The organism is Clostridium sp. CAG:221, from assembly GCA_000435835.1.
Lineage (GTDB): Bacteria > Bacillota > Clostridia > Clostridiales > Clostridiaceae > Clostridium.
In genome coordinates, this window is sequence record FR883370.1 from 1 (window position 1) to 24,750 (window position 24,750).

At 28.5% G+C, this 24,750-nt stretch carries 23 protein-coding genes, 2 pseudogenes and 1 riboswitch; of the genes and pseudogenes, 5 read left to right on the forward strand and 20 right to left on the reverse strand.

Annotation, left to right across the window (positions count from 1 at the left end):
* Positions 1-78 precede the first annotated feature (78 nt).
* The 3 genes from Q5O44_RS02395 to Q5O44_RS02405 all read right to left on the reverse strand — a co-directional run bounded on the left by Q5O44_RS02395 (position 79) and on the right by Q5O44_RS02405 (position 3,285).
* A complete protein-coding gene (locus Q5O44_RS02395) occupies positions 79-1,527 on the reverse strand; it encodes a TrkH family potassium uptake protein (RefSeq protein WP_022166789.1) in 1,449 nt (482 codons plus the stop codon).
* Between the two features lies 1 nt (position 1,528).
* Entirely contained in the window at positions 1,529-2,884 is a 1,356-nt protein-coding gene (trkA, locus tag Q5O44_RS02400; RefSeq protein ID WP_022166790.1) for a Trk system potassium transporter TrkA, read from the reverse strand.
* A gap of 170 nt (positions 2,885-3,054) precedes the next feature.
* Positions 3,055-3,285: a hypothetical protein gene (locus Q5O44_RS02405; RefSeq protein WP_022166791.1), complete on the reverse strand. Its 231-nt coding sequence runs from the start codon at positions 3,283-3,285 to the stop codon at positions 3,055-3,057.
* A gap of 279 nt (positions 3,286-3,564) precedes the next feature.
* Between Q5O44_RS02405 and Q5O44_RS02410 the strand changes: the two genes are divergently transcribed.
* Positions 3,565-4,413: a DegV family protein gene (locus Q5O44_RS02410; RefSeq protein ID WP_022166792.1), complete on the forward strand. Its 849-nt coding sequence runs from the start codon at positions 3,565-3,567 to the stop codon at positions 4,411-4,413.
* 47 nt (positions 4,414-4,460) lie between these two features.
* On the opposite strand, the gene Q5O44_RS02415 is transcribed toward Q5O44_RS02410, so the two are convergent.
* The 3 genes from Q5O44_RS02415 to Q5O44_RS02425 form a co-directional block, all read right to left on the reverse strand.
* The gene (locus Q5O44_RS02415) at positions 4,461-5,126 is read right to left on the reverse strand and encodes a hypothetical protein (protein WP_022166793.1); all 666 of its coding nucleotides are present in this window, start codon (positions 5,124-5,126) and stop codon (positions 4,461-4,463) included.
* Positions 5,127-5,297: 171 nt separating this feature from the next.
* Positions 5,298-6,875, reverse strand: a complete 1,578-nt coding sequence (locus tag Q5O44_RS02420) for a starch-binding protein (protein WP_022166794.1) — start codon at positions 6,873-6,875, stop codon at positions 5,298-5,300.
* 259 nt (positions 6,876-7,134) lie between these two features.
* Positions 7,135-7,989: an alpha/beta fold hydrolase gene (locus tag Q5O44_RS02425; protein ID WP_022166795.1), complete on the reverse strand. Its 855-nt coding sequence runs from the start codon at positions 7,987-7,989 to the stop codon at positions 7,135-7,137.
* 241 nt (positions 7,990-8,230) lie between these two features.
* On the opposite strand from Q5O44_RS02425, the gene Q5O44_RS02430 reads away from it, so the two are divergent.
* Positions 8,231-9,553 carry a putative DNA modification/repair radical SAM protein gene (locus Q5O44_RS02430; protein ID WP_022166796.1) on the forward strand — a complete coding sequence of 441 codons (1,323 nt, stop codon included), beginning with the start codon at positions 8,231-8,233 and terminating at the stop codon, positions 9,551-9,553.
* Between the two features lie 11 nt (positions 9,554-9,564).
* Entirely contained in the window at positions 9,565-10,302 is a 738-nt protein-coding gene (locus Q5O44_RS02435; protein WP_022166797.1) for a TIGR03915 family putative DNA repair protein, read from the forward strand.
* A 39-nt stretch (positions 10,303-10,341) separates the two neighbouring features.
* On the opposite strand, the pseudogene Q5O44_RS02440 reads toward Q5O44_RS02435, so the two are convergent.
* A pseudogene (locus tag Q5O44_RS02440) lies at positions 10,342-10,572 on the reverse strand (L,D-transpeptidase); the annotation flags it as partial.
* A 67-nt stretch (positions 10,573-10,639) separates the two neighbouring features.
* On the reverse strand, positions 10,640-11,824 hold the full coding sequence (locus Q5O44_RS02445) for a cyclopropane-fatty-acyl-phospholipid synthase family protein (RefSeq protein ID WP_022166799.1): 1,185 nt from the start codon (positions 11,822-11,824) through the stop codon (positions 10,640-10,642).
* Between the two features lie 200 nt (positions 11,825-12,024).
* Here Q5O44_RS02445 and hydG point away from each other — a divergent pair, with 200 nt between their 5' ends.
* Positions 12,025-13,443 carry a [FeFe] hydrogenase H-cluster radical SAM maturase HydG gene (gene hydG / locus Q5O44_RS02450; protein WP_022166800.1) on the forward strand — a complete coding sequence of 473 codons (1,419 nt, stop codon included), beginning with the start codon at positions 12,025-12,027 and terminating at the stop codon, positions 13,441-13,443.
* 47 nt (positions 13,444-13,490) lie between these two features.
* On the opposite strand, the gene Q5O44_RS02455 is transcribed toward hydG, so the two are convergent.
* The 11 genes and pseudogenes from Q5O44_RS02455 to Q5O44_RS02505 form a co-directional block, all read right to left on the reverse strand.
* Positions 13,491-14,042 carry a hemerythrin-like protein gene (locus Q5O44_RS02455; RefSeq protein ID WP_022166801.1) on the reverse strand — a complete coding sequence of 184 codons (552 nt, stop codon included), beginning with the start codon at positions 14,040-14,042 and terminating at the stop codon, positions 13,491-13,493.
* 14 nt (positions 14,043-14,056) lie between these two features.
* Positions 14,057-14,692: a hypothetical protein gene (locus tag Q5O44_RS02460; RefSeq protein ID WP_022166802.1), complete on the reverse strand. Its 636-nt coding sequence runs from the start codon at positions 14,690-14,692 to the stop codon at positions 14,057-14,059.
* A gap of 199 nt (positions 14,693-14,891) precedes the next feature.
* Positions 14,892-16,565 carry a hydroxylamine reductase gene (gene hcp / locus Q5O44_RS02465; RefSeq protein ID WP_022166803.1) on the reverse strand — a complete coding sequence of 558 codons (1,674 nt, stop codon included), beginning with the start codon at positions 16,563-16,565 and terminating at the stop codon, positions 14,892-14,894.
* Positions 16,566-16,712: 147 nt separating this feature from the next.
* Positions 16,713-17,525: an ABC transporter ATP-binding protein gene (locus tag Q5O44_RS02470; protein WP_022166804.1), complete on the reverse strand. Its 813-nt coding sequence runs from the start codon at positions 17,523-17,525 to the stop codon at positions 16,713-16,715.
* Positions 17,526-17,535: 10 nt separating this feature from the next.
* Entirely contained in the window at positions 17,536-18,585 is a 1,050-nt protein-coding gene (locus Q5O44_RS02475) for an iron ABC transporter permease (protein ID WP_022166805.1), read from the reverse strand.
* A 12-nt stretch (positions 18,586-18,597) separates the two neighbouring features.
* Positions 18,598-19,545 (reverse strand): ABC transporter substrate-binding protein, encoded by a 948-nt coding sequence (locus Q5O44_RS02480; RefSeq protein WP_022166806.1) that lies wholly within the window; start codon positions 19,543-19,545, stop codon positions 18,598-18,600.
* 36 nt (positions 19,546-19,581) lie between these two features.
* Positions 19,582-19,793, reverse strand: a riboswitch (cobalamin riboswitch).
* A 148-nt stretch (positions 19,794-19,941) separates the two neighbouring features.
* Positions 19,942-20,902, reverse strand: a pseudogene (locus Q5O44_RS02485) (PTS transporter subunit EIIC).
* Positions 20,903-20,990: 88 nt separating this feature from the next.
* Entirely contained in the window at positions 20,991-21,179 is a 189-nt protein-coding gene (locus Q5O44_RS02490; RefSeq protein ID WP_022166809.1) for a PTS transporter subunit EIIB, read from the reverse strand.
* A 30-nt stretch (positions 21,180-21,209) separates the two neighbouring features.
* A complete protein-coding gene (locus Q5O44_RS02495) occupies positions 21,210-21,389 on the reverse strand; it encodes a GH32 C-terminal domain-containing protein (protein ID WP_022166810.1) in 180 nt (59 codons plus the stop codon).
* Between the two features lie 3 nt (positions 21,390-21,392).
* Positions 21,393-21,785 carry a sucrose-6-phosphate hydrolase gene (locus Q5O44_RS02500; RefSeq protein WP_022166811.1) on the reverse strand — a complete coding sequence of 131 codons (393 nt, stop codon included), beginning with the start codon at positions 21,783-21,785 and terminating at the stop codon, positions 21,393-21,395.
* A 71-nt stretch (positions 21,786-21,856) separates the two neighbouring features.
* Positions 21,857-22,549: a glycoside hydrolase family 32 protein gene (locus tag Q5O44_RS02505; protein ID WP_022166812.1), complete on the reverse strand. Its 693-nt coding sequence runs from the start codon at positions 22,547-22,549 to the stop codon at positions 21,857-21,859.
* A gap of 149 nt (positions 22,550-22,698) precedes the next feature.
* Between Q5O44_RS02505 and Q5O44_RS02510 the strand changes: the two genes are divergently transcribed.
* A complete protein-coding gene (locus Q5O44_RS02510; RefSeq protein ID WP_022166813.1) occupies positions 22,699-23,712 on the forward strand; it encodes a LacI family DNA-binding transcriptional regulator in 1,014 nt (337 codons plus the stop codon).
* 54 nt (positions 23,713-23,766) lie between these two features.
* On the opposite strand, the gene Q5O44_RS02515 is transcribed toward Q5O44_RS02510, so the two are convergent.
* A complete protein-coding gene (locus tag Q5O44_RS02515; RefSeq protein ID WP_022166814.1) occupies positions 23,767-24,696 on the reverse strand; it encodes a carbohydrate kinase in 930 nt (309 codons plus the stop codon).
* Positions 24,697-24,750 lie beyond the last annotated feature (54 nt).

Sequence of the window (24,750 nt, forward strand, 5' to 3'; positions counted from 1 at the left end):
TAAAATTAAAGACTGTTGACACTTTGTCAACAGTCTGTAAAAAATCACACAGCCATAGCTGTGTGATTTTTTTATAAATTAGTATTTTTTTCTCCAAATTGATGGGCTAAATAAAATTAGCATTGGATATATTTCCAGCCTTCCTGCTAACATACAGAAAGATAAAACAATCTTACTTAAAGGTGAAAAGGCTGCAAAGTTACCTGTAGCTCCCACCATTTCAAATCCAGGTCCTATGTTACTTATAGTTGCAATAACTGATGTTGTAGTTGTTACTAAGTCAAATCCATCTAAAGCTACTATAAAAATAGCAATTAATGATATGACTATGTATGATCCAATAAATAATAATACCCCTGAAACTACTTCTTCTTCAACTACTTTTCCATCCATTTTTACTCTTTGTATTCTCTTTGGATGTAATATTTTATCTATTTCTCTTTTAATAGCTTTTAAAATTAAAACTATTCTTACGGTTTTAATTCCTCCACCTGTTGATCCTGCCATGGCACCAGCAAACATTAGTAATGTTAATATGATTTTACTAAAAGTAGGCCATAGATTAAAGTCTGTTGTGGCATATCCTGTAGTGGTTATAACTGAAGCAACTTGGAATGATGATTCTCTAATTGAAAGACCAATATTTCCTCCATTAAAATCAATTATATTTATTGTAATAAGGACAATTGATACCACTACCATTAATATATAATATTTAAGCTCTTCAGATTTAAATACGCTTTTAAAATCTCCTTTAAACATTTGGAAATATAACACAAAGTTAACTCCAAACAGCAACATAAATATTGTTATAATCCATTCAACTGCTGGATTATTAAATGATGCAACACTGCTATTCATATTAGAAAAACCACCTGTACCTGCAGTTCCTAATGCATGAATTAAAGCATCATATAGTGATAATCCTGCCATCATAAGCAGTATGGTTTCTATCACTGTCATAATAAAATAAATCATATATAATATTTTTGCTGTTTCTTTTATTTTAGGAACTATTTTACCTGGATTAGGTCCTGGACTTTCTGCTTTTAATAAAAATATTGTATTAGTTGATAATGATGGTATTAATGCCAGTATAAATATTAGGAATCCCATTCCTCCAATCCAATGGGTAAAACTTCTCCAAAACAATATTCCTCTTGGAAGTGATTCAATTTCTGTTAATATAGAAGCTCCTGTTGTTGTAAAACCTGATGATGTTTCAAAAAATGCATCAATAAATGAAGGAATTGCCCCACTGATTACAAAAGGAAGTGCACCTACTACTGAAATTAATATCCATGCTAATCCTACTGTTAGGAATCCTTCTTTTGCATATATTTCTTCCTTATCAGTCCTAATATTACATAAGAAAATCATTATAGGTAACATAAGCACCATTGTTATAAAAAATGATAATGCGTCTCCATCACCATAATATAAAGCTACTAAGAATGGAATCATTAAAAGGAAGATTTCGTATTTTAATACATTACCCAGTAGCTTTAGTACTACTCTATAATTCATGCTATTTGTCACCTCCGAAGATTATCTCTTCAAACTTCTTATTTTGTGACACAACTATTACTTTATCATTAATTTTTAAGCAGTCATCTCCTGTAGGTATGATTATCTTATCATCTCTAACTATAGTTGCATAAATTATATCATCAGATATTGTTATATCCTTGAACTTTTTATTTAAATTTTTAGTATTTTCATCCACTATAAATTCTATTGCTTCAACCTTTTCATTACAAATCATATACATGTTTTCAATTAAGTATTTTCTTTGCCCTTTAAGAGATCTTACATATTTAATTATCTTATTAGCTGTTGCAAGTTTAGGACTAACTATTGAATTAATTCCTACACTTTCAGCTATAGTGATATGATTTTCTCTTGTAACCTTAGTAATAATGTTATTAACACTCTTATTTGCTGCAAACAAGGCAGCCACTATATTATCTTCATCTCTATCAGTTAAGGCAATAAAATTATTAACTTCACCTAAATTTTCAGACATTAACAATTGCTGATCCATACCATCTCCATTAATTATTATTGAATCTGGTAATAACTCAGTTAATTCTTCGCATTTTTTAATATTCTTTTCTATTATTTTGCAGCTTACACCAACGTCGTTGATTTTCTTAGCTAAATAGTAGCTTATCTTACCTCCACCAATAATCATTGAATTTTTAACTCTTTTTTCATATTTTCCTAATCTTTTAAAGAAATCTTGAATTTCTTTATGCTCTCCAATAACGTATATTCTATCATCTACTTGGAAAACATAATCACCTTTAGGTATTATTACTGCATCATTTCTTTCAACTCCACAAAATAATATATTACCTCTAATAGAACCTAGCTCAGAAATTCTCTTTCCCACTAAGTCAGTATTAGGAGTAATTTTAAATCCAATTAAATTTACTTTTCCTTCGGAAAAATCATCTATACTACATACTGATGGGAACTTTATTAGTTTTGCTATTTCATTAGCTGCAGCTTTTTCCGGATTAATTACTAAGTCAATTCCTACAGCATCTGATAATAAAGTTATGTCCTCATCATATTCTGGGTTTCTTACTCTTGATATAGTATACTTAGTACCTAATTTTTTAGCAGCTAAAGAACAAAGCATATTTAATTCATCACTATTTGTTACAGAAATTAATAAATCTGCATCTTTAACCCCTGCTTCATTAAGCACCTTCAAACTTGTACAATTTCCTTTAACACACATTACGTCTAGACTGTTGTTAATTCTTTCTAAAGCAGCAATATTATTATCTATTATAGTAACATTGTCACCTTCTATAGAAAGATATTTGGCCAAGGCATATCCTACTTTCCCTGCTCCTACTATAACTATATTCATCTGTATATCTCCTTAAATCATATGTATATTTATATAAATTAAAAAATATATTCTTATTATATATTATTACACTAAGTAACTCAATTACTCTTTGTATTTTAATTAACAAATATATATTTATTAAGTATTAAGTAAAAGCTCCTCTAATTGAGGAACTTTTTGGTATATATTTAATTATTTAATAACTGAATTAATTCAGCAACAGAGTTTTTTACATTATCCGGCAATCTTTTTATGGCTTTTTGCCTTTCTCTTTCATTAGTGATTTGAGCTATTCTCATTATCTCCTGTTGTAATCCTGGAATACTATTTAATTCTTGAGCTAATCTATTAAACTTTTGAGCAAAATTAGGATCTTGCATCTTGCTCTGTAGCTTTCTTATAAGTTCATAGCCATTCATTTACATTATTCTCCTTGTAATATACATTACATTTTATACTATTCATGAAAAGAAAATAATGTTCGTTTATTAAATATTTTTTTCTCATTTATTTGACAACTGTTCTATAAATATAATAATTATGTAATATAATATAATATAATTATAGTATATTTTGTTAATTGTACTTGCTAAGGATTAATATTAAATTTATGATAATTATTGATAATTAATAATTTTTTTTATAACTTTTGAGCTATAATTATATAATTAAAAAGAATAACGAGGAGGACTCTATATATGGCAATAAAAATTGTTACAGACAGCACATCATATATACCAGAGGAATTTATAAATAAATATGACATATCTGTAGTATCTCTTAACGTAATTATGAATGGAGAATCTATAAGAGAAGTTGATTTAGACAATGAAACTTTTTATAGCAAAATGGAAGAAAGCACTGAAATCCCTTCATCTTCTCAGCCATCACCAGATGAAATATATAATACCTTTGAAAATATAATCAAAGAAGGTAATTCTATAGTTGGTATTTTTATCTCTTCAGATATGAGCGGTACTGTATCTAGTGCTAACCTTATAAAAAATATGCTTTTAGAAAAGTATCCAACTGCTCATATAGAAATTGTTGATTCTAGAAGCAACTGTATGCAGATGGGATATGTAGCCATTGAAGCTGCAAAAGCAGCAGCAGCTGGTAAATCCATGGAGGAAGTAATTGATGTATGTACTTCTGTTATTAATAACAGCAGATTTTTATTTACACCTGATACATTAGACTATCTAAAAAAAGGTGGAAGAATTGGTGGAGCTTCAGCCCTTTTAGGTACTCTTTTTCAAATAAAACCTATACTAACAGTTTGTGATGGAAAAACTACTGTATTTACCAAAGTTAGAACTAAGAAAAAAGCAGTAGATACTCTTGTTACTACATTAGTTAATGATTTGCAAGGTAAAGAATTAGGTGGAGTTATTGTCCATCATATAAATTGTCAAGATGAAGGACTTAGCCTAGCAGCAAAAATAAAAAAACAATTAGGTGTAGACGTGCAAATTGATACTATTGGACCAATAATCGGGCTACATGTTGGCCCTGGAAGTATTGGTGTTGCATACTTTACTAAGTAAAAAATTAGGAAGAAGCTGTAGCTCCTTCCTAATTTTATTACATTTCATTAATCTATATCCAATTTTTCTTTCATCATCTTATTTAAATGGTCTTTATAATAAAGAGGATAAATAACTCCATTATAAAAACTTATGATTTTTTTATTATTTTTCCTGAGCAAATATTTATGCTTTTCTCTATCATATTTTATCTTATATTGTTCATCATTAAGAAATATTTTCATCTGCTTATTTATTCCGTATTTAATTATAAATTCGTTAGTATTTGCCTTATATAGTACTTTATAACTATATTGTAGTGTCAATTTAATATATAAAAAACCAATAAAATACCCTAATCCTATAACAAATAAAATATATTGTAAAGAAATCATCTTAAAACCACTTAAAATTGATAAGCCCCAAAATAGTATACATATGAATATATAACTCTTTTCCTTTACCCTATTATCTTCAGAATAGAAAAGTATTTTTTCTTTATTTAACACATCAAATATTTCCTTAATTCTCTGAAGTTCTTCTTCATTTATCCTATCTATAATTATTGAATATATATTATTACCATATAAAATACTTATTTTAAAATCCTCTGTGATTTTTATACTCTTTATCTTTCGTCTTTTAAATGTCTTTTTTATAATACCTTTTTTTATAATAAGCTTATGGTCTGTAAGTATAATCTTTGAACCTTCTTCTTTATTGAATATAGCCATACTAAACACTTCCTTCATTTAGTTTTAGTAAAGTATATTAATTATTTTTCTTTCTATGATACTCACTAAAATTTTTTCATTTTATTTAATATGTATAAATAAAAAACAACTCTATCTAAGTTTATAGTTCCTAAATAACCATACACTTAGATAAAGTTACACTTTAAAATTTTATTTATTCTTTAAAATAAGCAATCCTTCTTTAGCAAACTCAGGTATCTGACTAATACCATTGGTAAATATAACTCTTCCGCTACTCCAATAATCTTCAATTGGATAACTATATATATTTTCTCCTTCTCTATACATTTCTCTTCCTGGCCATTGTGATAGCTCTATAGCTTTATGATTTACTTCCTTATATATATATACTCTTGGTTTATTCCATCTTAAAGGATTTGTGAAAAACACCTTATTATCACGAAGATAATATATATCTTCTGCTATGAAATCTTCGTCCACTTCATGATATATTATTGAGATTTTTCCTTCTTCAACAGTTCCATTTAATTGTCCATCTCTTACATAGAATACTTTTTCTGAAATTTTATCTTTATACATGCCATCCTTTAAACTAGTATATATATTTATATGGTAGCGCTGACCAATATTAATCATTATTACACCTTTATTACCTCTTTCAATAATCATTAGATTATTGCCTAAAGTAATGATATTTTCCTTTTCCCCTTTCATTTTTAACCTAAATTTATTTATTGCAACAATTTCACTACTTTTCCAGAAATCATTTCCTGCCTCTCCCATAGTCCCTTCAAGCCACATTTTACCTTTAGGCCTATTGAAAAATAATGGTATTGATTCACTTCGTGCTGCAATTATTGCCCATCCCATCTTTATCTGCCATTCACTTAATGCAAAACTTTTTTCAATATCACTGGCATAATCATCATGAGATTCTACCCAGGTCACTAAGTTTGATCCATTAACACCATAAGGTACTTGATATTCTTTAGCATTATTAATATTTTTTTCTGCTTTATAACCAACACTTCTCCTTATAGCATAACTATAACCTTCTGCTGATAATCTCATATATTTTGTATACTTTTCATAATTTGATGCTCCGCACTGCAATACTTCTCCATATAAAAACAATTTTTCTTTATTTTTTAATGATTGTATAACTCTTGGCCAAAAATCACTTCCACCTGGATCTTCAGGTAGTTCAATATGCTTAGCTGCGTCAAATCTTAGCCCATCTGCACCACATTCAATAACGTCATTTAGAAAATCTATAATCATATCTTGAAGCATGTGATTGGATGTGTTTAGATCTGGAAGCCCTATACACCAATGAGTAACTTGCCATCTATCATTCCAATTCTCTACTTTTTTTCTTTCATGCCAAAAATTAATGTCATCTCTAATAAATGATTCAACTGTCTCATGTGGGAAATTACTATCACTACCTCCACCTCTATTAGCCATGTGATTTAATATCACATCTACCATTACTTTTAATCCATACCTATGAGCTTCTGCACACATTTCAATAAATTCTGATCTACTTCCTATTTGAAAGTTACCTATTTTAAAATTAATTGGCTGATATAACATCCACCAATCCTTAACTACTAAACTTTTATCTTTTGTACCTTGAACTGGAGATATTTGTATCCAAGTATATCCTGCATTAACTATTTCCTTGATATTTTCTTTTATGGTTTTAAATGACCAATTCCACACATGAAGAATCGTTTCCTCATTAATTCCGTTGTCTATAATCATAAAACCTTCCCCCAATAATAATAGAAAGTTATTATTAATTTAATGGAATTTTATTTTCTACTTTATTATGACCTTGTTTTTTAGCTGGTTACTTAATCTTTCTCGAATAATTAAACATTATGATACTGTACATATTCATAAACAAAAATGGGTTTGCATATTATAGTATTATTTTTTTATTTAAAATGTGATTAAAAAAAGACATTAATAATTAGCAACAAGCTAGTTATTAATATCTTTTTCTAATACTCATAAATTATTAAATGATTATATCTTCTAACATCCTTACATACTCTTCTGGTCTAAATAAAAATGATGCATGTCCACCATTTTTTATTGTTTTACTAATACTATCTTCAAATAGTTTCTTTAATTCAGCTTTAATTCTTTCATCAAAAACCTCATCATCATTGGTGTTTATTATACATATATCTCCTTTAAAATCTTTAAAATCTCCTTTATCAAAAGTTACATTTTCAGCAAAATCTAAAGCAATACCACATAGATATATAGCTTTTTCCTTACTTACTTTTTCCATAAGATATGTTACATATTCCTTAGCATATGTGCTATCAATGGTACCATCAAAATCATCTTTAATCTTTTTTAAGGCCTTTTTTATTACTGCTGACTTTAAGATATATGCAGGTGTCATCTGTACAGTCTTAATTGCAGATTTTATTCCATCAATAACTTCTTTTCTTATGGTATTAGAGATATTTCTAGTTATAGTTCCAGTGTTAGTAAGCACCACACCTTCTATCATTTCTGGATGTTCTTTCATAAATAACTCTGTTACTAATCCACCTAATGATTCTCCAATTAAATAAGATTTGTTAAAATTTATACTCTTCAAAAATTCTGCAACACTATTAATTAACTGATAAATATTTTCTTTCCCCTTTGGATAATCAAAAGCTACTACCGTATACTTTTTCTCCAGCAATTGTATATGCCGATAAAATCCTTCATATAAGCCACTTCCTCCAGTAAATAATACAACCTTTTTCTCTCCATTACCTGAAAGTATATAATTAAAATTACTTCCTCCAATCTTTACTGTATTCATCTTATGATTTTCATTAAACTTTCTAATATCTTCTTTAAATCCCATAATTCCCTCCAAAATATTAAAAAGCTGTATGATTACAGCTCTGCTATTATATACTTATTATTATTCAATTCTGCTTTATGCTATGACTTAATATTTATTCGTATACAACTTTCAAATAAGTAACTTTTCCATTTTAATTCTTTCATTCCATAATAAATACTTACTTTCCTTCATCAGAACACTTGTTCTTAAACAGCACTTAAGTTATAATTTTATTAATAATATAAAAGTGGTGATGTATATGGAATTAAGTGAAAAATTAAGAATCCTTAGTGGAGCTGCTAAATGCGATGTTTCTTGCTCTTCTTCTGGTTCAAACAGAGGTGGAAAGAAAGGAAGCCTTGGTTCTGCATCTTCTAGTGGAATATGTCATAGCTTTACACCTGATGGTAGATGTATTTCGCTATTAAAAATACTCTTAACTAATTGCTGCATCTACGATTGCTCTTACTGCATTAACAGAAGATCTAATGATGTTGAAAGAGCTACTTTTACAGCTGATGAAGTAGTGAATCTTACTATGAACTTTTACAGACGTAATTATATTGAGGGATTATTTTTAAGTTCTGCTATAATAAAAAACGCTAATTTTACTATGGAAATACTTACTGAAGTAGTTGAAAAATTAAGGAATGAGCATAACTTTGGAGGGTATATTCATTTAAAAGCTATTCCTGGTGCTGATGAAGAACTTATAAATAAAGCTGGCAGACTTGTGGATAGAATGAGTGTAAATTTAGAACTCCCTTCTGATAAATCCTTAAAACTACTTGCACCTGAAAAAAATAAAGAAGAAATTTTCAAACCTATAAAGAACATAAAAAATCAAATAATTATTAATAAAGAGGAACGTAGAAAGTATAAAAACTCTTCTATTTTTGTACCAGGCGGACAAAGTACTCAGCTTATTGTTGGAGCCACAAAAGAAACGGATTTAAATATCCTTACACTTTCTGAAAATCTCTATAATAAGTTTGCTTTAAAAAGAGTCTATTACTCTGCTTATGTTCCTGTAAATAGTGGTAAAAATCTTCCTGATATAAAAAATCCACCTACTTTAAGAGAACATAGGTTATATCAAGGTGATTGGTTATTAAGAGTTTATGGCTTTAATTCTAATGAGTTATTAAATGAAGCCAATCCTAATTTTGATATTAATTTTGATCCAAAAACTACTTATGCTTTAAACAATATTCATCTTTTTCCAGTGGAAATTAACAAAGCACCATATGAAATGCTTATTAGAGTACCAGGTATCGGTATACGTGGTGCTAAAAAAATAGTTAGTGCAAGAAGAGTTAATTCCTTAGATTTTTTAGATTTAAAAAAACTAGGAATAGTTTTAAAGAGAGCACAATATTTTATAACTTGCCGCGGAAAATATTTTGGTGCTGTAAGTTTTGATGAACTTAAAATAAAAAAAGCCTTAAAGCCAAAAGTAGATTTAAATTATATAGATGAAGATATAGAACAAATTAGCTTCTTTGATGCTCCTTCTATAAGCGAAAATAATAAGCTTCTTTTGTTAAATGATAAATCTACATCTTTAACAGGTGAATTATAGGAGATGATATATTGAAAGAATTTGTATATGATAATAGCTTTGAAGGATTATTTACAGCTATTTTTTATGCTTATACTGAAAAAGATTCCATCATAACAAAAAATAAGGATTATCTTCCTTCATTACTTAATGAAGTATTAGAAGTGAAAACAGAAATAGATAAGTTTGAACGTGTATATAATAGTATACTAACAAAACTTGATAATTCAGTTTTAATAAAAATATATCATTTGTACTTAAGTGACATAAAAGAAACTGATACCTTAGTGCTAAATTATCTTAAGCTTTGCTATTCTTACGGTGCTAGCATTAATTTAGCTAAAAACAATGATATAATTATTTTAGTGGATAAATATAGCCGTCGTGTTACTTGCGAAGCCCATAGATTTACTGGTTTTGTTCGCTTTAAAGAAATAACACCTCTAAACTTTTATGCTAGTATTGAACCTGATCATAATATTCTTCCATTATTAATTAATCATTTTACAAAGAGATTTTCTGATCAGAATTTTATAATACACGATTTAAAAAGAAATACAGCCATTATTTATAATAAAAAAAATGTTACTATTACAGAATTTAATAAAGAAGATGCTAATATCTTTTTAAATAGTAACAGCGATGGCTACTTTGAAAATCTTTGGAAGACTTTTTATTCCTCTGTTAATATAAAAGAACGAGAAAATCCAAAGCTTAGACGTCAATATATGCCTAAAAGATATTGGAATCACTTAACAGAGTTAAAATAAAAGATGAGCCATTTTTAGGCTCATCTTGACATTTTCCCCTTATTCAATATATACTGTGCTACCAGCTGGAACATTATCATATATCCATTTTGCATTAACTTTTGCCAATCTTATACATCCATCAGATAGCTTCATACCTAACCTACCATCACGTATGCTTCCATCTAAATTATATATTATTGAATGAAATAAATAATTTCCTTTAAATTGTGTATAATACCAACATTTATATCCTTTTTCCACACCAAAATATAATCCTTTAATTCCAATATTTGTTACCTCAATAAAGTATTTCACTTTCTAATTTATGCTTTTTAATAATTTATTGATAAAATATTTATTCTTTTACATACAAATATTTTCTTGTACTTGGTAAATTATTATTAATTCCTTTACTAAATAAAATTTGATGAAGATCCACTACACCATTATTAAATGCAGCTGCACAAGAACAAAGATATAGGCTCCACATTCTAATAAACTTCTCATCAAACATTTCCTTAACTTTGTCTTTATTATTCTGGAAATTTTTATACCATTCCAAAAGTGTTCTTGTATAATGCATCCTAAGACTCTCAACATCTATAGTATGATAATTATATTCTGCTGAAATATATATTATCTCTCTCAATGTTGGAATCACTCCTCCTGGAAAAATGTATTTTTTAATCCAAGCATCTCCTTCACTTTCTTTTATTCCGCTTATGTAATGTAATAGAAATAAACCACTTTCCTTTAAAACTGCATCAACATTTTCAAAAAACAAATCATAATTTGATCTGCCTACATGTTCTAGCATTCCTACGCTTACAATTCTATCAAACTTCATCTTAGATTTTTTTAAATCTCTATAATCCATTAATCTTACTTCTAAATATTCTTCTAAATGTTCTTCTTTTATACGTTCTTTAAACTTAATATACTGCTCTTCACTTAAAGTAATACCTAGTCCTTTTACTTTGTACTGCTTAGCTGCCTCAATAAGTAATCCTCCCCATCCACAGCCTATATCAAGCAAAGATAACCCATCTTTTAAATTAAGTTTTTTTAATATATGATTTATTTTATTCATTTGCGCATCATATAAAGAATCATTGTTATTTTGAAAATACCCACAAGAATAGCTTAAAGTCTTATCAAGCCATAAGCTATAAAAATCATTTCCTATATCATAATGTGACGTTACTTCTTCTTTCTGCTTAGACTTATTAGTTACTTTGTGAAAAATTTGAGGTAAGTTTTCAAATTTAGTACTAAATTTATTAATATGCCTTAAAATCACATCAAGTATAGTATATAAATCCCCTTCAAATTCAACATTACCATTCATGTATGCTTCTCCAAAAGCTAAGGACGTACTATTTATTAAATCCTTCTTTTTTAAAGGATTTTTTATATTAATGGTAAACTGAGGCTCACCTTCTCCTACAATTACTTTTTCACCATCCCATAAATTCACAATAAATGATTCTTCTTCAAAGTTTTTAAGAAAAGCTTTTAAGAATGTTTTTTCTAAATCCACATTACATCTCTCCTTTCAAAATCTATTATTAACAAATCTATGTAAAAATAAACTATTTTTCTATAATTTATTACTTATTATAACTTTTGATATAAGTAACTTTTTATGATAAAATTTACTTATATGTAATTTAAAGTAAATTAGTATACATTAAAGAATAGAATTTTAAATAAACTATTAAAGAAAGAAGATGTTTAAATATGTATAATGTAAAATCAAATAAAGCAACTGAGTTTATAAATCATGAGGAAATACTTGAAACACTTAAATATGCAGAAGAAAATAAAAATAATAAAACATTAATCAATGAACTAATTGAAAAGGCTAGAAATTGTAAAGGCCTTAGCCATAGAGAAGCTGCTGTACTTCTTGAATGTGATTTAGAAGAAGAAAATAATAAAATTTATAGTTTAGCCAAAGAAATAAAAGAAAAATTTTATGGTAATAGAATTGTTATGTTTGCACCTCTATATTTATCAAATTATTGCGTAAATGGCTGCACATATTGTCCTTATCATTTTAAAAATAAACATATACCTAGAAAGAAACTTACTCAAGAGGAAATAAAAAGAGAAGTAATAGCACTACAAGATATGGGACATAAAAGGCTTGCCTTAGAAACTGGTGAAGATCCCATTAATAATCCTATAGAATATGTACTTGAAAGCATAAAAACAATTTATAGCATTAAGCATAAAAATGGAGCTATTAGAAGAGTAAATGTGAATATAGCTGCCACTACAGTAGAAAACTATAAAAAATTAAAGGAAGCCGGTATAGGAACATATATTTTATTCCAAGAAACTTACAATAAAGAAGCTTATGAAGAATTACACCCAACTGGTCCTAAACATGATTATGCTTATCATACAGAAGCAATGGATAGAGCCATGGATGGTGGTATTGATGATGTTGGCTGTGGAGTATTATTTGGATTAAATCTTTATAGATATGATTTTGTAGGTCTTTTAATGCATGCTGAGCATTTGGAAGCAGCTAAGGGGGTTGGTCCTCATACCATAAGTGTGCCAAGAATAAGACCTGCTGACGATATTAATCCTGATGAATTTGCCAATGCCATTTCTGATGAAATTTTTGCTAAGATAGTTGCTGTGTTAAGAATTGCAGTGCCTTACACTGGCTTAATAGTTTCCACTAGAGAGTCACAAAAAACTAGAGAAAAAGTATTAGAGCTTGGAGTATCTCAATTAAGTGGTGCTTCTTGTACAAGCGTTGGAGGATATGTAAATAAAGAAAAAAAAGAGGAAAGCTCTGCTCAGTTTGATATAAGTGATGACAGAACTTTAGACGAGATTGTAAATTGGCTATTGGAAATGGGACATATACCTAGCTTCTGTACAGCCTGCTACAGAGAAGGCAGAACTGGCGATAGATTTATGAGTCTTGTGAAAAGTGGTCAAATAGCCAATTGCTGCTTACCAAATGCCCTTATGACTTTAAAGGAGTATTTAGAAGATTATGCTTCTCCTATTACAAAAGAAAATGGAGAAAAAGTAATTGCTACAGAAATTAAAAAAATACCTAATGAAAAAGTTAGGAAAATAGTACTGGAGCATTTGAGTGAATTAAATGATGGTAAAAGAGATTTTAGATTCTAATTATTAATAATAAGGTAGCAGATATTTACTCTTCTGCTACCTTATCATTACATAATATATTTGGCTTCTAATTTACTTAAGATTTCTAAATATTTATTTTTTACAGTTTCATTATCATCTTCAAATTTTAAACATTCACTATTGATTTCATCTAATATATTTTCTTTTAAATTTCTTTCTGCAAAAGTATATACTACCCTATCTTCCTTATCAATATGTCTTTCCATTAGATGAGTATATGAAATAGCATTTGCTATTATATCTAGCTTAGCTTCTTCATCGCCACCTTTTACCTTTTCAATAGCTTCAACTAAATTACTTATATAAAATCTTCCATAATCATGCTCCACAAGCATTCCATGCTTTACAAGCTTTTCTCCTAACTGACCTAAATTTTCAGTAATCCTATTAAATAATATGTCTTCTTCTTTTTTATGATGATGACTATCAGCATAATTTCTAATGAATTCAATTATATCTTCTAAATCTTTATAATTAATTTCTGTACCCTTCATTATGTTGAAACATACCTTCCTTACAACTTTAATGATTCTTAGTATATTTTTATGTTCTTCATTCATTAATTCTATAGCATTCATATCTTTATTCCTCATTACTTTTTATTTATTTCCATTGTACTTTCATCTATTTCAACATATTCATATTGACTATTTATTTCTTGAACAAATGCTTTTATCCATATATTTCTTAATTGATAGAATACAGACACATCCATTGATTCTTTTTGCCAAATATCTTTATGTACACATATTCTTCTTTTCCATTGCACTTTGTCTTCTTCAGCTATTATAACTTCATTAACTCTGTCACAAGGCATACCATCAAGAATATAATCATTTATGCTATCATATATTTCTTTAGCACTAATAATGTCCTTTTCTTCTTTCACTTCTTTAGCTGCTTTTATTCCTTGATTAGCATATACACTTTCTAATTTTCCAATTGCAGCTTCATTATTTTCTAAGATAGCTTTTGTCCATGCTGCCATTCTTCCTTCTGCACTATGAATTTTATTTTGTAACCATCCATGAATATTACTTGTGTCTATTATTTCTTCTAAATTTTTATTTTCAGTTTTTTGTCCATACTTAGCATTAATTTCAGCGCTTAATGCTTCCACATTTAAACCTTCTTCTTGTGCTAACTTTATAATTTCATCCTCTAAACCTTCAAACCATAATACCTTATTAAATAACCAAAAATGTATTTTACCTAAAAATAAACTCATTTGTTTTTCTCCTTTTTATAATTTTCTTATCTTCTATGATATTAGTATAGCTTCCTATGATTAAAACTTATGTAACAATTGTTACGCAAATTAAAATTCCTCTTAGTTTATATCTTTATCTTTTCGTTATGTAATTAAAGTGATTGTTTTATAGCTTATTTTCTAAGTCTAAAACAATCACTTTTTTAATAACTTTAAATTAAACTCCTTGTTGTAAACAAGTTTTTAAATCATCTTCTGCAGTGCTTATAGGTCTTAAATTAAAAGTATCAACAAGATATTGAAGTACGTTAGGACTTAAAAATGCTGGCAATGTTGGCCCTAAAAATATTCCTTTTACCCCAAGAGACAATAAAGCCAAAAGATCTGCTACTGCTTTTTGTTCATACCATGAAATAATAAAAGATAATGGTAATCCATTTACATCTGTTCCAAATGCATCTGCAAGAGCTGTTGCAATTCTAACTGCTGAATAAGCATCATTACATTGTCCTACATCTAATAATCTAGGTAAACCTGCTACTTCACCAAAATCTAATTTATTAAATCTATACTTTCCACATGCTAAAGTAAGAATTATACAATCATCAGGTACCTTCTTTGCAAATTCAGTATAATAATTTCTACCTAGTCTTGCTCCATCACAACCTCCTATTAAAAAGAAGTGTCTTATTTTTCCATCCTTTACTGCCTCTACAATAGCTTCTGCATTACTTAAAGTTGCATGATGACCAAATCCTACAGTAATTTCATGTGGTTCTTGGTCTTCTTCAAAACCACCTAATTCTAATGCTTTTTCAATTATTGGTGTAAAATCTTTTTTACCATCTTTTCCTTTTGGTATATTTATAACTCCATCCCATCCAACAACATTAGTTGTAAATATTCTATCCTTATATGTTTCTCTTGGTCTCATAAGACAATTGGTAGTCATTAGTATACATCCAGGAATACCATCAAATTCTTTTTGTTGATCTTGCCATGCACCTCCGTAATTTCCAATCAAATGCGGATATTTCTTTAATCCTGGATAACCATGTGAAGGTAGCATTTCTCCATGAGTATATATGTTTATACCTTTTCCTTCAGTTTGTTCTAATAGTTGCTCTAAATCTCTTAAGTCATGACCAGAAACTATAATGAAAGGACCCTTTTTAATCTTTACATCTACTTTATGTGGTGAAGGATGTTCATATACTTCATTATTTGCTTCATCTAATTTTTTCATTACAGCAATACTCATATCACCAGTTCTCATAGTCCATCTTATAAGCTCCTCTACTGATAAACTATCATCTGTTGTTGCTTCCAAAGCTCTTACATAAAAATTATCTACTTGATCATCATAATAACCTAAATATCTTGCTTGATGCCCATAAGCACTTATACCTTTTAATCCATATACAATTGTTTGTCTTAATGAACGTATGTCAGGATCTAAATCTTGATCATACATAATTCCTGCTATTTTTGAATCTTCAAGCATTTCTGCTTTTGTTTCTCTTAATGTATAAGTTACATGAGCTGTATCATTTTTAATCTTACCAACCTTCTTCTTTAAATCATCTTTTATTTTTTGAGATTCTCTTAATAACTTAACATGATTATCTGCATCAAAATTTACATTTGTCAATGTTGTAAATAAACAATCTTCAATAAAAGCTATTATTGATTTATCAACATTTTCTCCTTTTTTTATAAGTTCATTTGCATAACAACTTATTCCTTTTAACTGAAATATTAATAAATCTTGTAGATTGGCTACTTCTGGTGTTTTTCCACATACCCCCATCTTAGTACATCCTTTTCCCCCTGCTGTTTGTTCACATTGATAACAAAACATTGGATACTCCATAGCCATATTATTTTCCATTCTATATTCCTCCTTTAAATTTACTACTATATATCTTTCCACATCATTTATTATTTATTATATTTAATTTATTTTTAAAAAAAATATATGCTATTATGAATTGCCCTCTGTCACATAGACAGAGGGCAATTCATAATAGCATATTTTCTATTTATATTTATTTAATAATCCAGATACCAAAGGTACAAAAAATAATTGATTACTTTTAGTTAAGCGTTGTATTTCAAAATCCATTTCATATACATCCTTTAAATTTTCCTTAGTAAGTACTGATTCTACACTTCCTTTAGAATAAATGGACCCATTTTTCATAAGTATTATATCTTTGCAATATGCTGAACTTAAATTTAAATCATGCAAAATAGCAATAATTGTCTTGTTTTCCTCATCATTAAGTCTTTTTAATGTTTCCATCAATTCTACTTGATATCTTATATCAAGATGTGAAATAGGCTCATCTAAGATTAAATACTTAGTATCTTGTGCTATAGCTCTAGCTACTAATACTCTTTGTGATTCACCACCACTTAAATTAGCAAACATCTTATCTTTTAAATAAACACAATTTGTAATTTCCATAGCATGTTGGATAATTCTCTTATCTTCCATTGTTAAATCTTGAAATCTTTTTAAATATGGAGTTCTTCCCATAGCAATAATATCATATACAGAAAAATTCACATCCATATTAACATTTTGAGGCACAAAAGAAATATTCGCTGCCAACTCTTTTCTTGAATACTTATTTATGTTTCTTTCATCTAAGGAAATGCTTCCTTCTTTCACTTCTAAAAATCTAAGAATATGTTTTATTAAAGAAGTCTTTCCTGAACCATTTGGCCCTAATATACCATAAAAGCCACCTTCTTTAAAATCACTGGATATGTCATTTAATATATATTTTTCTTCATTATTGGGTTGCCAGCTTAGATTGCTAATTGATAAAATATTTTCATTCATCTAATCCACCTCAAAACTTTCCATTTTTTGAATTACGATAAAGTAAATATATAAAATATGGTGCTCCAAAAACAGCTGTTATTACTCCTACAGGTATTTCTGTAGGAGCAGCTATTGTTCTAGCTATAGTATCACATATTATCATAAATGCAGCTCCACCAAAATATGAAAATGGTAAAAGTAATCTATGATCTGAACCTACTAGTAATCTCATGCAATGAGGAATAATAAGCCCTACAAATCCAATAGTTCCACTTACTGATACACTTGCTGCAACTAATATAGCACAAAAAATTATAAGTAGATTTTTTAATTTTACAGTATCTATTCCTAAACTTGCTGCCACCTCATCACCTGTAAGAATTACATTTAAATCCCTACTGAAAACAAATAATATTACTACGGATATTAAAGATACTATAAACATAAATAATACTTTGCTCCAATTGGCAGAAGAAAAACTGCCTAGTGTCCATAAATAAACTTTTTCTAAATTATCTCTATTGTAAATCATAAGTAGTGAAATAACAGAACTTAACATTGTTCCTATAGCTGTACCAGTTAATAAAAGATTTGTAGTTATTATTTTTCCACCTAAGCCACCTACTTTATATACCAACATTACAGTTGCTATTGCTCCAATAAAAGCAAATATACTAATAATACCTATTCCTAAAAAATTAAGTGTTAAACCTGACAATATTGCAATTGTTGCTCCTAATGATGCTCCTGATGAAATACCTAATATATGTGGATCTGCTAAAGAGTTTCTAAATACTGCTTGAAAGGTGCAACCTACCACTGCAAGCCCACCTCCAACAAGAGATGCTTGCAAAATTCTTGGTAAGCGCACCTTCCAAATAATTACTTCATATATTTCCTTTATATCAGTAGTATCAATAACTCTATTTATCAAAGGAATTTTATTAAGCACAAGCTTTAAACTTTCCACTGGATTAATAGATGATGATCCTACTGATGCAGAAACCACTATACATAGGAATAAAAAAACGCACAATAAGCTAATATAAATATAGTTTCTTGCTTTCTTTGATTCCAAAATATGCTCCTCCTATTGTTGAAAGGCTTCTGGATGGAATATCTTTGCTAAAGTCATTACTCCTTCTGCATTTCTATAACCTTGACGGTCTATTAAGTTATTATCTATTTCGTATACTTTTCCTTCTTTAACAGCAGTTAACTCCTTATATCCTTCAGCTGTTTCAAATCCATCCTTCATACCATTACCTATAATGATTATTTCAGGATCTGCTTCTAAAAGTGCTTCTAAACTATATGACCAATTGTCTTGTGCTGGTACTATATTATCTCCACCAGCTAATTTAATAATTTCTCCTGCAAAAGTATTTTCTGGTGCAGAGAAATCACCATATTCTCCATATCCTACTACATAATAAACTGTAGGTTCTTCTAAATCTTTAACAGCATCAGTTACTTCTTTAATAGTAGATTTCATTGCAGCTACATCCTTAGTTGCTTCATCTTGTTTATTTAAAGCTTTTCCTAATGTTTCCATCATAGTGTAAACACCATCAACATCATGTTCTTCATATAATCCTATAATCTTAATACCAGCTGCTTCAAGTTTAGCTGTATTTTCCTTATCAAAATGAGTTGAAGTAATTACCAAATCTGGTTCTAAGCTTATTATTTTTTCAATATCTGGCGTCATTAAACTACCAATTGATTCAATATTTGTTACTTCTTTTGGATAATCACAATAATCAGTTCTTCCTACAAGTTTGCCTTCTGCTCCAAGTTCATATATCATTTCTGTTATGTTAGGTGCTACAGAAATAATCTTTTTAGGTTCCTTATCTAAAGTTACCTCTTTACCAAAAGAATCTGTTATAGTTACTGGATATACTACTTCTCCAACTTGAGATGATTGATTTGCAGTATTATCTTTTTTTTCTGCATTATTTCCACAGCTAATTAAGCCAAAAGCAATCATAGTGGATAAAGATATTGCTGCAAACCTTTTAAATAATTTATTCATTTTTTTCTCCTTTTTTGTTCTCTCCCTCCCAAAGAAAAACACTATTAAAGTTATGGCAGGTTTCCTGACTTAAGAATCTCTTTACTCACTAAACTCCTTCTCAAGAAAATCTCTCAATGGAATTTATAATTTTAGCTTTCATCCTCTATCACAGTAGTGGGGGCTGTTGTGAAATTTCATCACATTCCCTTTTAACTTTTGCCTATTTATATTTATAAACTAAAAGCACCATACTAATTCCTTCAATATTATATATATTAATAAAACATATTTCAAGTATAATATAATTATTAGTTTATTAATCTTACATATATTTAAAACTATCTATTCAAAACAATAAAGCTATACCAAAAATAATAAACTTTTTGATACAGCCTTATATATTTATTAAATTATCTAGTTAGTGCTATTCTCTTTCTTTTGAAAAACCGTGGATAGCAAAATTGTTGCTATAGTTGCTGTAACAAATGTAATAACCATTGTTACCATATATTGTACCATAGACTCTGGTCTAATCACTATAACTCCAGGTAACCCAGCTGGTCCTTGAGATAATGATAATACTTTCATAAATGTAGCATATGCTGAACCTACGGCAGAACCTATTAATGCACCTACAAATGGATACTTTAATTTTAAATTTACCCCAAATACGGCTGGCTCAGTAATTCCTAATAGAGCTGAAATTCCTGATGCTGAAGCAATACTCTTCATCTTTGCATTTTTTCTCATAATAAAGAATACTGCAAGTGCTGCTGCACCTTGTGCAACATTAGAAGCTGCAACTACTGCAAATGTAGGTGATCCCCCTAATGTTTCAATATTAGCTAATATTTGCGTTTCTGCAGTTACTAAGCTATGATGCATTCCCGTTATAACTAATAGTGGATAAACTACTCCATAAATTGCCCCTCCTATAAATCCCAAATCAAAAAACAGCCACATAACTCCTGCAGTCATCCAATCTCCTACTGTCCTCATAATAGGTCCTACAATAGTAAATTATGAATGAGGATACTATTACTGGTAATACTGTTCCTTGATATCCTACTTTAGCAATTTCAACACCAAGTATATTCCAAACTGGTACTGTTCCATCTAAAAGTGCTTGTCCATATGAATATCCATTTAATAAATCAGGATGAATCATTATAGCCCCAATAACTGCACCTAAAACAGGCGTTCCACCAAAAATTTTAGTTGCTGAAAAACCAATTAAAACTGGTAAAAATGTAAATGCAGCACTAGAAAAAGTATTTATCATTTCTGCCAAATCTGTAAATTTAGGATATACCTCTATCAATGACTGTCCCTTTATAAATAAACCTTCAGCTGTAAGTACATTATTAAGACCCATTAATAACCCTGCTGCAACAAGTGCTGGTAATATTGGTACAAATACATCTGCAAGAGCCTTTAAGAACCTTTGCAATACGTTTGCTTTTTTAGCAGATATTAAAACTACCTTTAACTAAATCAACTTCTTCTATTTCTTTAATATTTACCTTTTTGTCGTCCTTCAATACAATTCTTAATCTTGTTGCACAATGAGCTGCACTTATTACATTGTCTTTTCCTCCAATAAGTTGTAATAATTGTGCTGCAGCTCTCTCATATATTTTCTCTTTACTCAAAGTTAGCCCTCCCACATTTTTTATAATTATTTAAAAAATCATTTCATTTATTTCTATTTTCTCTATACCATTAACTTTTACATAAGATTTTAAATCATAAACTATATTGGAAATTACATATTTGCCATCATTTATAAACACTTCTATTATTCCATTATCTATATATATTTTTAATTCATATTTTCCTTTTAAAATTGATGATTTAAACATTTTTCATACTTTATTTGTCTCCACAAAAACTTCACTTCTATCAACTACTACTCTATCATCTTCTATGAAAATCTTGTATCCTCCTATATCTAATACACTATTTTCTTTTAACGTAACATTTATTTTACATGGATTATTTATATCAAATTTGCCTATATCTATTTTTTTATTAAACTTATCATCGATATAGTCAGGTATACTAAAATACACTTGATTTTTCCTAACTGTTATTTTTCTTGGTAGTGTCATCATTCCTATCCACTCTTCATTAGAAGGCTTGCTAGGCATACGCATCCATCCAATTAATATCCTATTTCCGTATTTATCAATATTTGTTTGTGCTGCATATAAATCTAATCCCTCATCTAATATCATTACTTCATCATCAATCTTCATATCACAGGATTCTTCATCAAAGCCAACTATTGAGTAAACAGTATTATTAGTGTAATTATTTCCATCACTTATTAAATGTTCCGGAGCATAATTAATATATATTCATTATCGACTTCAAATAAATCTGGACATTCCCACATATCTCCTATTTTTTTATCATAATACCTATTTTTATAACTCCAGTTTTCGCCGTCCTCACTAGTGTAAAATAGAACTTCTCCAGTAAACTTATCACTACCACTTTCTATAAACTTACTCCCAAGTATTAACGTATATCTATCTTTATATTTCCATACTTTTGGATCTCTTGTATGAGTTCTATGTCCTAACTTTTCATCCATAATCGGTTTTATAATTATTTTCTTATCTTCTAAATTATTAAATGTATATCCATCTTCAGAAAATATTTTTACTTGTGATGACTCAAAAGACTCATTATCATATGGAGAATGAATATTTCCCACTTTATGTTTATCATATTTTACTCCTGTGTAATAAAGATGTAATTTATCATCCTTAATTAACGCTGTTCCTGAAAAACATCTATTTTGATCATATTCTTTTGTTGGATATAATGCTATAGGATGATGTTTCCACTTAATTAAATCACCACTGGTAGCATGTCCCCAATGCATTGTTCCCCATCTACAGTCATATGGGAAATATTGATAAAACAAATGATATTCTCCCTTATAATAAATAAATCCATTTGGATCATTAATCCAATTTCTCGGTGCTGTTAAATGTATCTTAGGTCTCCCCATATAATTCCCTCCTAGTTTTAGTAACCGGTAACATAAGCGGTTATTTTAAGGTAATATTATCGTGTTATCGATTACATGTCAATGTTCTATAAGCATTTTATTTTCATTTGAAATCCTTTTTTGATATAATATACTTAGGTGAGGTGCGTATGAAGAAAAAAATTACATTTAACGATATAGCAAAAAAAACAAACTTTTCTAAAACAACTATCTCTAGATATTTCAATAATCCTGATTCTTTAACTGAAGAATCTAAGAAAAAAATTGAAAATGCTTTAGTTGAATTAGACTACAAAGAAAATAAAGTTGCTAGAAGTTTAGCTAATGGTAAAACAGAAATGATTGGTATTATTATTCCTGATTTATTTTTACATTACTATTCTCAAATTTTAGATTCTCTTATTAATACTTATCCAAAATACAAGTATAAATTTTTAGTATTTGTTGGAAATAACAATAGAGATGAAGAAATGAATTATATACACGAATTATTAGCTTATCAAATCGAAGGATTAATTATACTAAGCCATTCTATAGATTCTAAAACCCTAAGTGAATTAAATATTACTATAGTCTCTATTGAAAGAGAAGACAAGTATATTTCAAGTGTTAATAGTGATAATTATTATGGCTCTTTGCAAGCAACTAATTTACTAATTAACAATAATTGTGATATGTTAATTCATATAAACGGAGGTGTAAAGGAAGACACTCCTTCTTATAAACGTATTGAAGCGTTTAAAACTGCTTGTGAGACTAATAACATTAATTATAAATGTTATCTTTCTAAAATAGGAAGTACATTTGATACAGCTTATCATAATATTTATAATATATATGAAGACATTGAAAAAAAATATCCTAATGGAAAAAAAGGTATATTTTTAAGCAATGACACTCATGCCAATATTTTATTGAATATTTTAATAAAAAATAAAAAAAATATACCTGATGAATATGAAATAATAGGATTTGATAATTCACCAATTTCTATGGAGTCTATCCTTCCAATTACCACTGTTAAGCAAGATATTGTTAAAATTGCTGAGGACTCAATGAAATTAATTCTTAGACAAATTAATGCTAAAAATAAAAATATGCCTATAACTATTGAACATATTAATATAGACACTGAATTAATTCAAAGAGAGACAACTTCTTAATATTTATACGTATAAAAAATACTGAGATTTAGTTAACTAAATCTCAGTATTTCCTTATTTATACTTTTCAACTTCTTCCCAAGTAGGTATTGATTCAAGTGCACCTATTTTAGTTGTGGTTATTCCTCCTACTAAATTAGCTAGTTTAACAATTTCAACAATATCTTTATCTGGTTTATTTATAATCTGAGCAATGACAGCTCCCATAAAAGCATCTCCTGCTCCTGTAGCATCTATCATTACCATTTCTTTTGTTGGCACTAATACTTGTGTTTTCTTCGTTGTTACTAAAGAGCCTTTTTTACCTAATGTTATAATCAAATTTTCACAACCTAATTTTACAATATACTGGGCAGCTTCTTTAACTTCATTTTTACCACTAATTAACAATGCTTCTTCATCACTTAGTTTTACAATAAAACTATCCTTTATAAAATCAACAGAGCATTTAATAAATTCTTCTTTTTTATCAGCAAATAAATTTTCTCTATAATTAGCATCAAATGTTATTAACTTGTTATTTTCAACTGCATACTCTTTTAATTTATAATATGTTTTTTTCAATTCTCCTTCAAGAAATGCTGTGGCACTTCCAAAATGAAATAAATCAAAACACTCTAATTTATCCTTAAGCATATCAATTGATAAAAGCGAATCAGCATCCCTTGCGAATTCAAAATCTCTCTCTCCATCTTCCATTAACGAAACAAATGCTAATGTAGTACTATGATTTTCTAGCTTAAACAATAAACTTGTATTAATATTATTAGCTTTTAAAGTAGTTTCTATAAATGCTCCAAAAGCATCCTTTCCTACAGTTCCTGCAAAATAAGCTTCTGCTCCTAATTTAGATATAGCTGATGCTACATTTGCTGGAGCCCCACCAGCTTTTTTTACAAATCCATTTGTATTCTCTAATGATTTACCTACATCTGTTGATACAAAATCTATTAACGCCTCTCCAGGACAAATTACTTTTTTCATAATAGTTTAATCTCCATTTCCTAGTACTCTATTTTATAACTTTAAATATTTTGA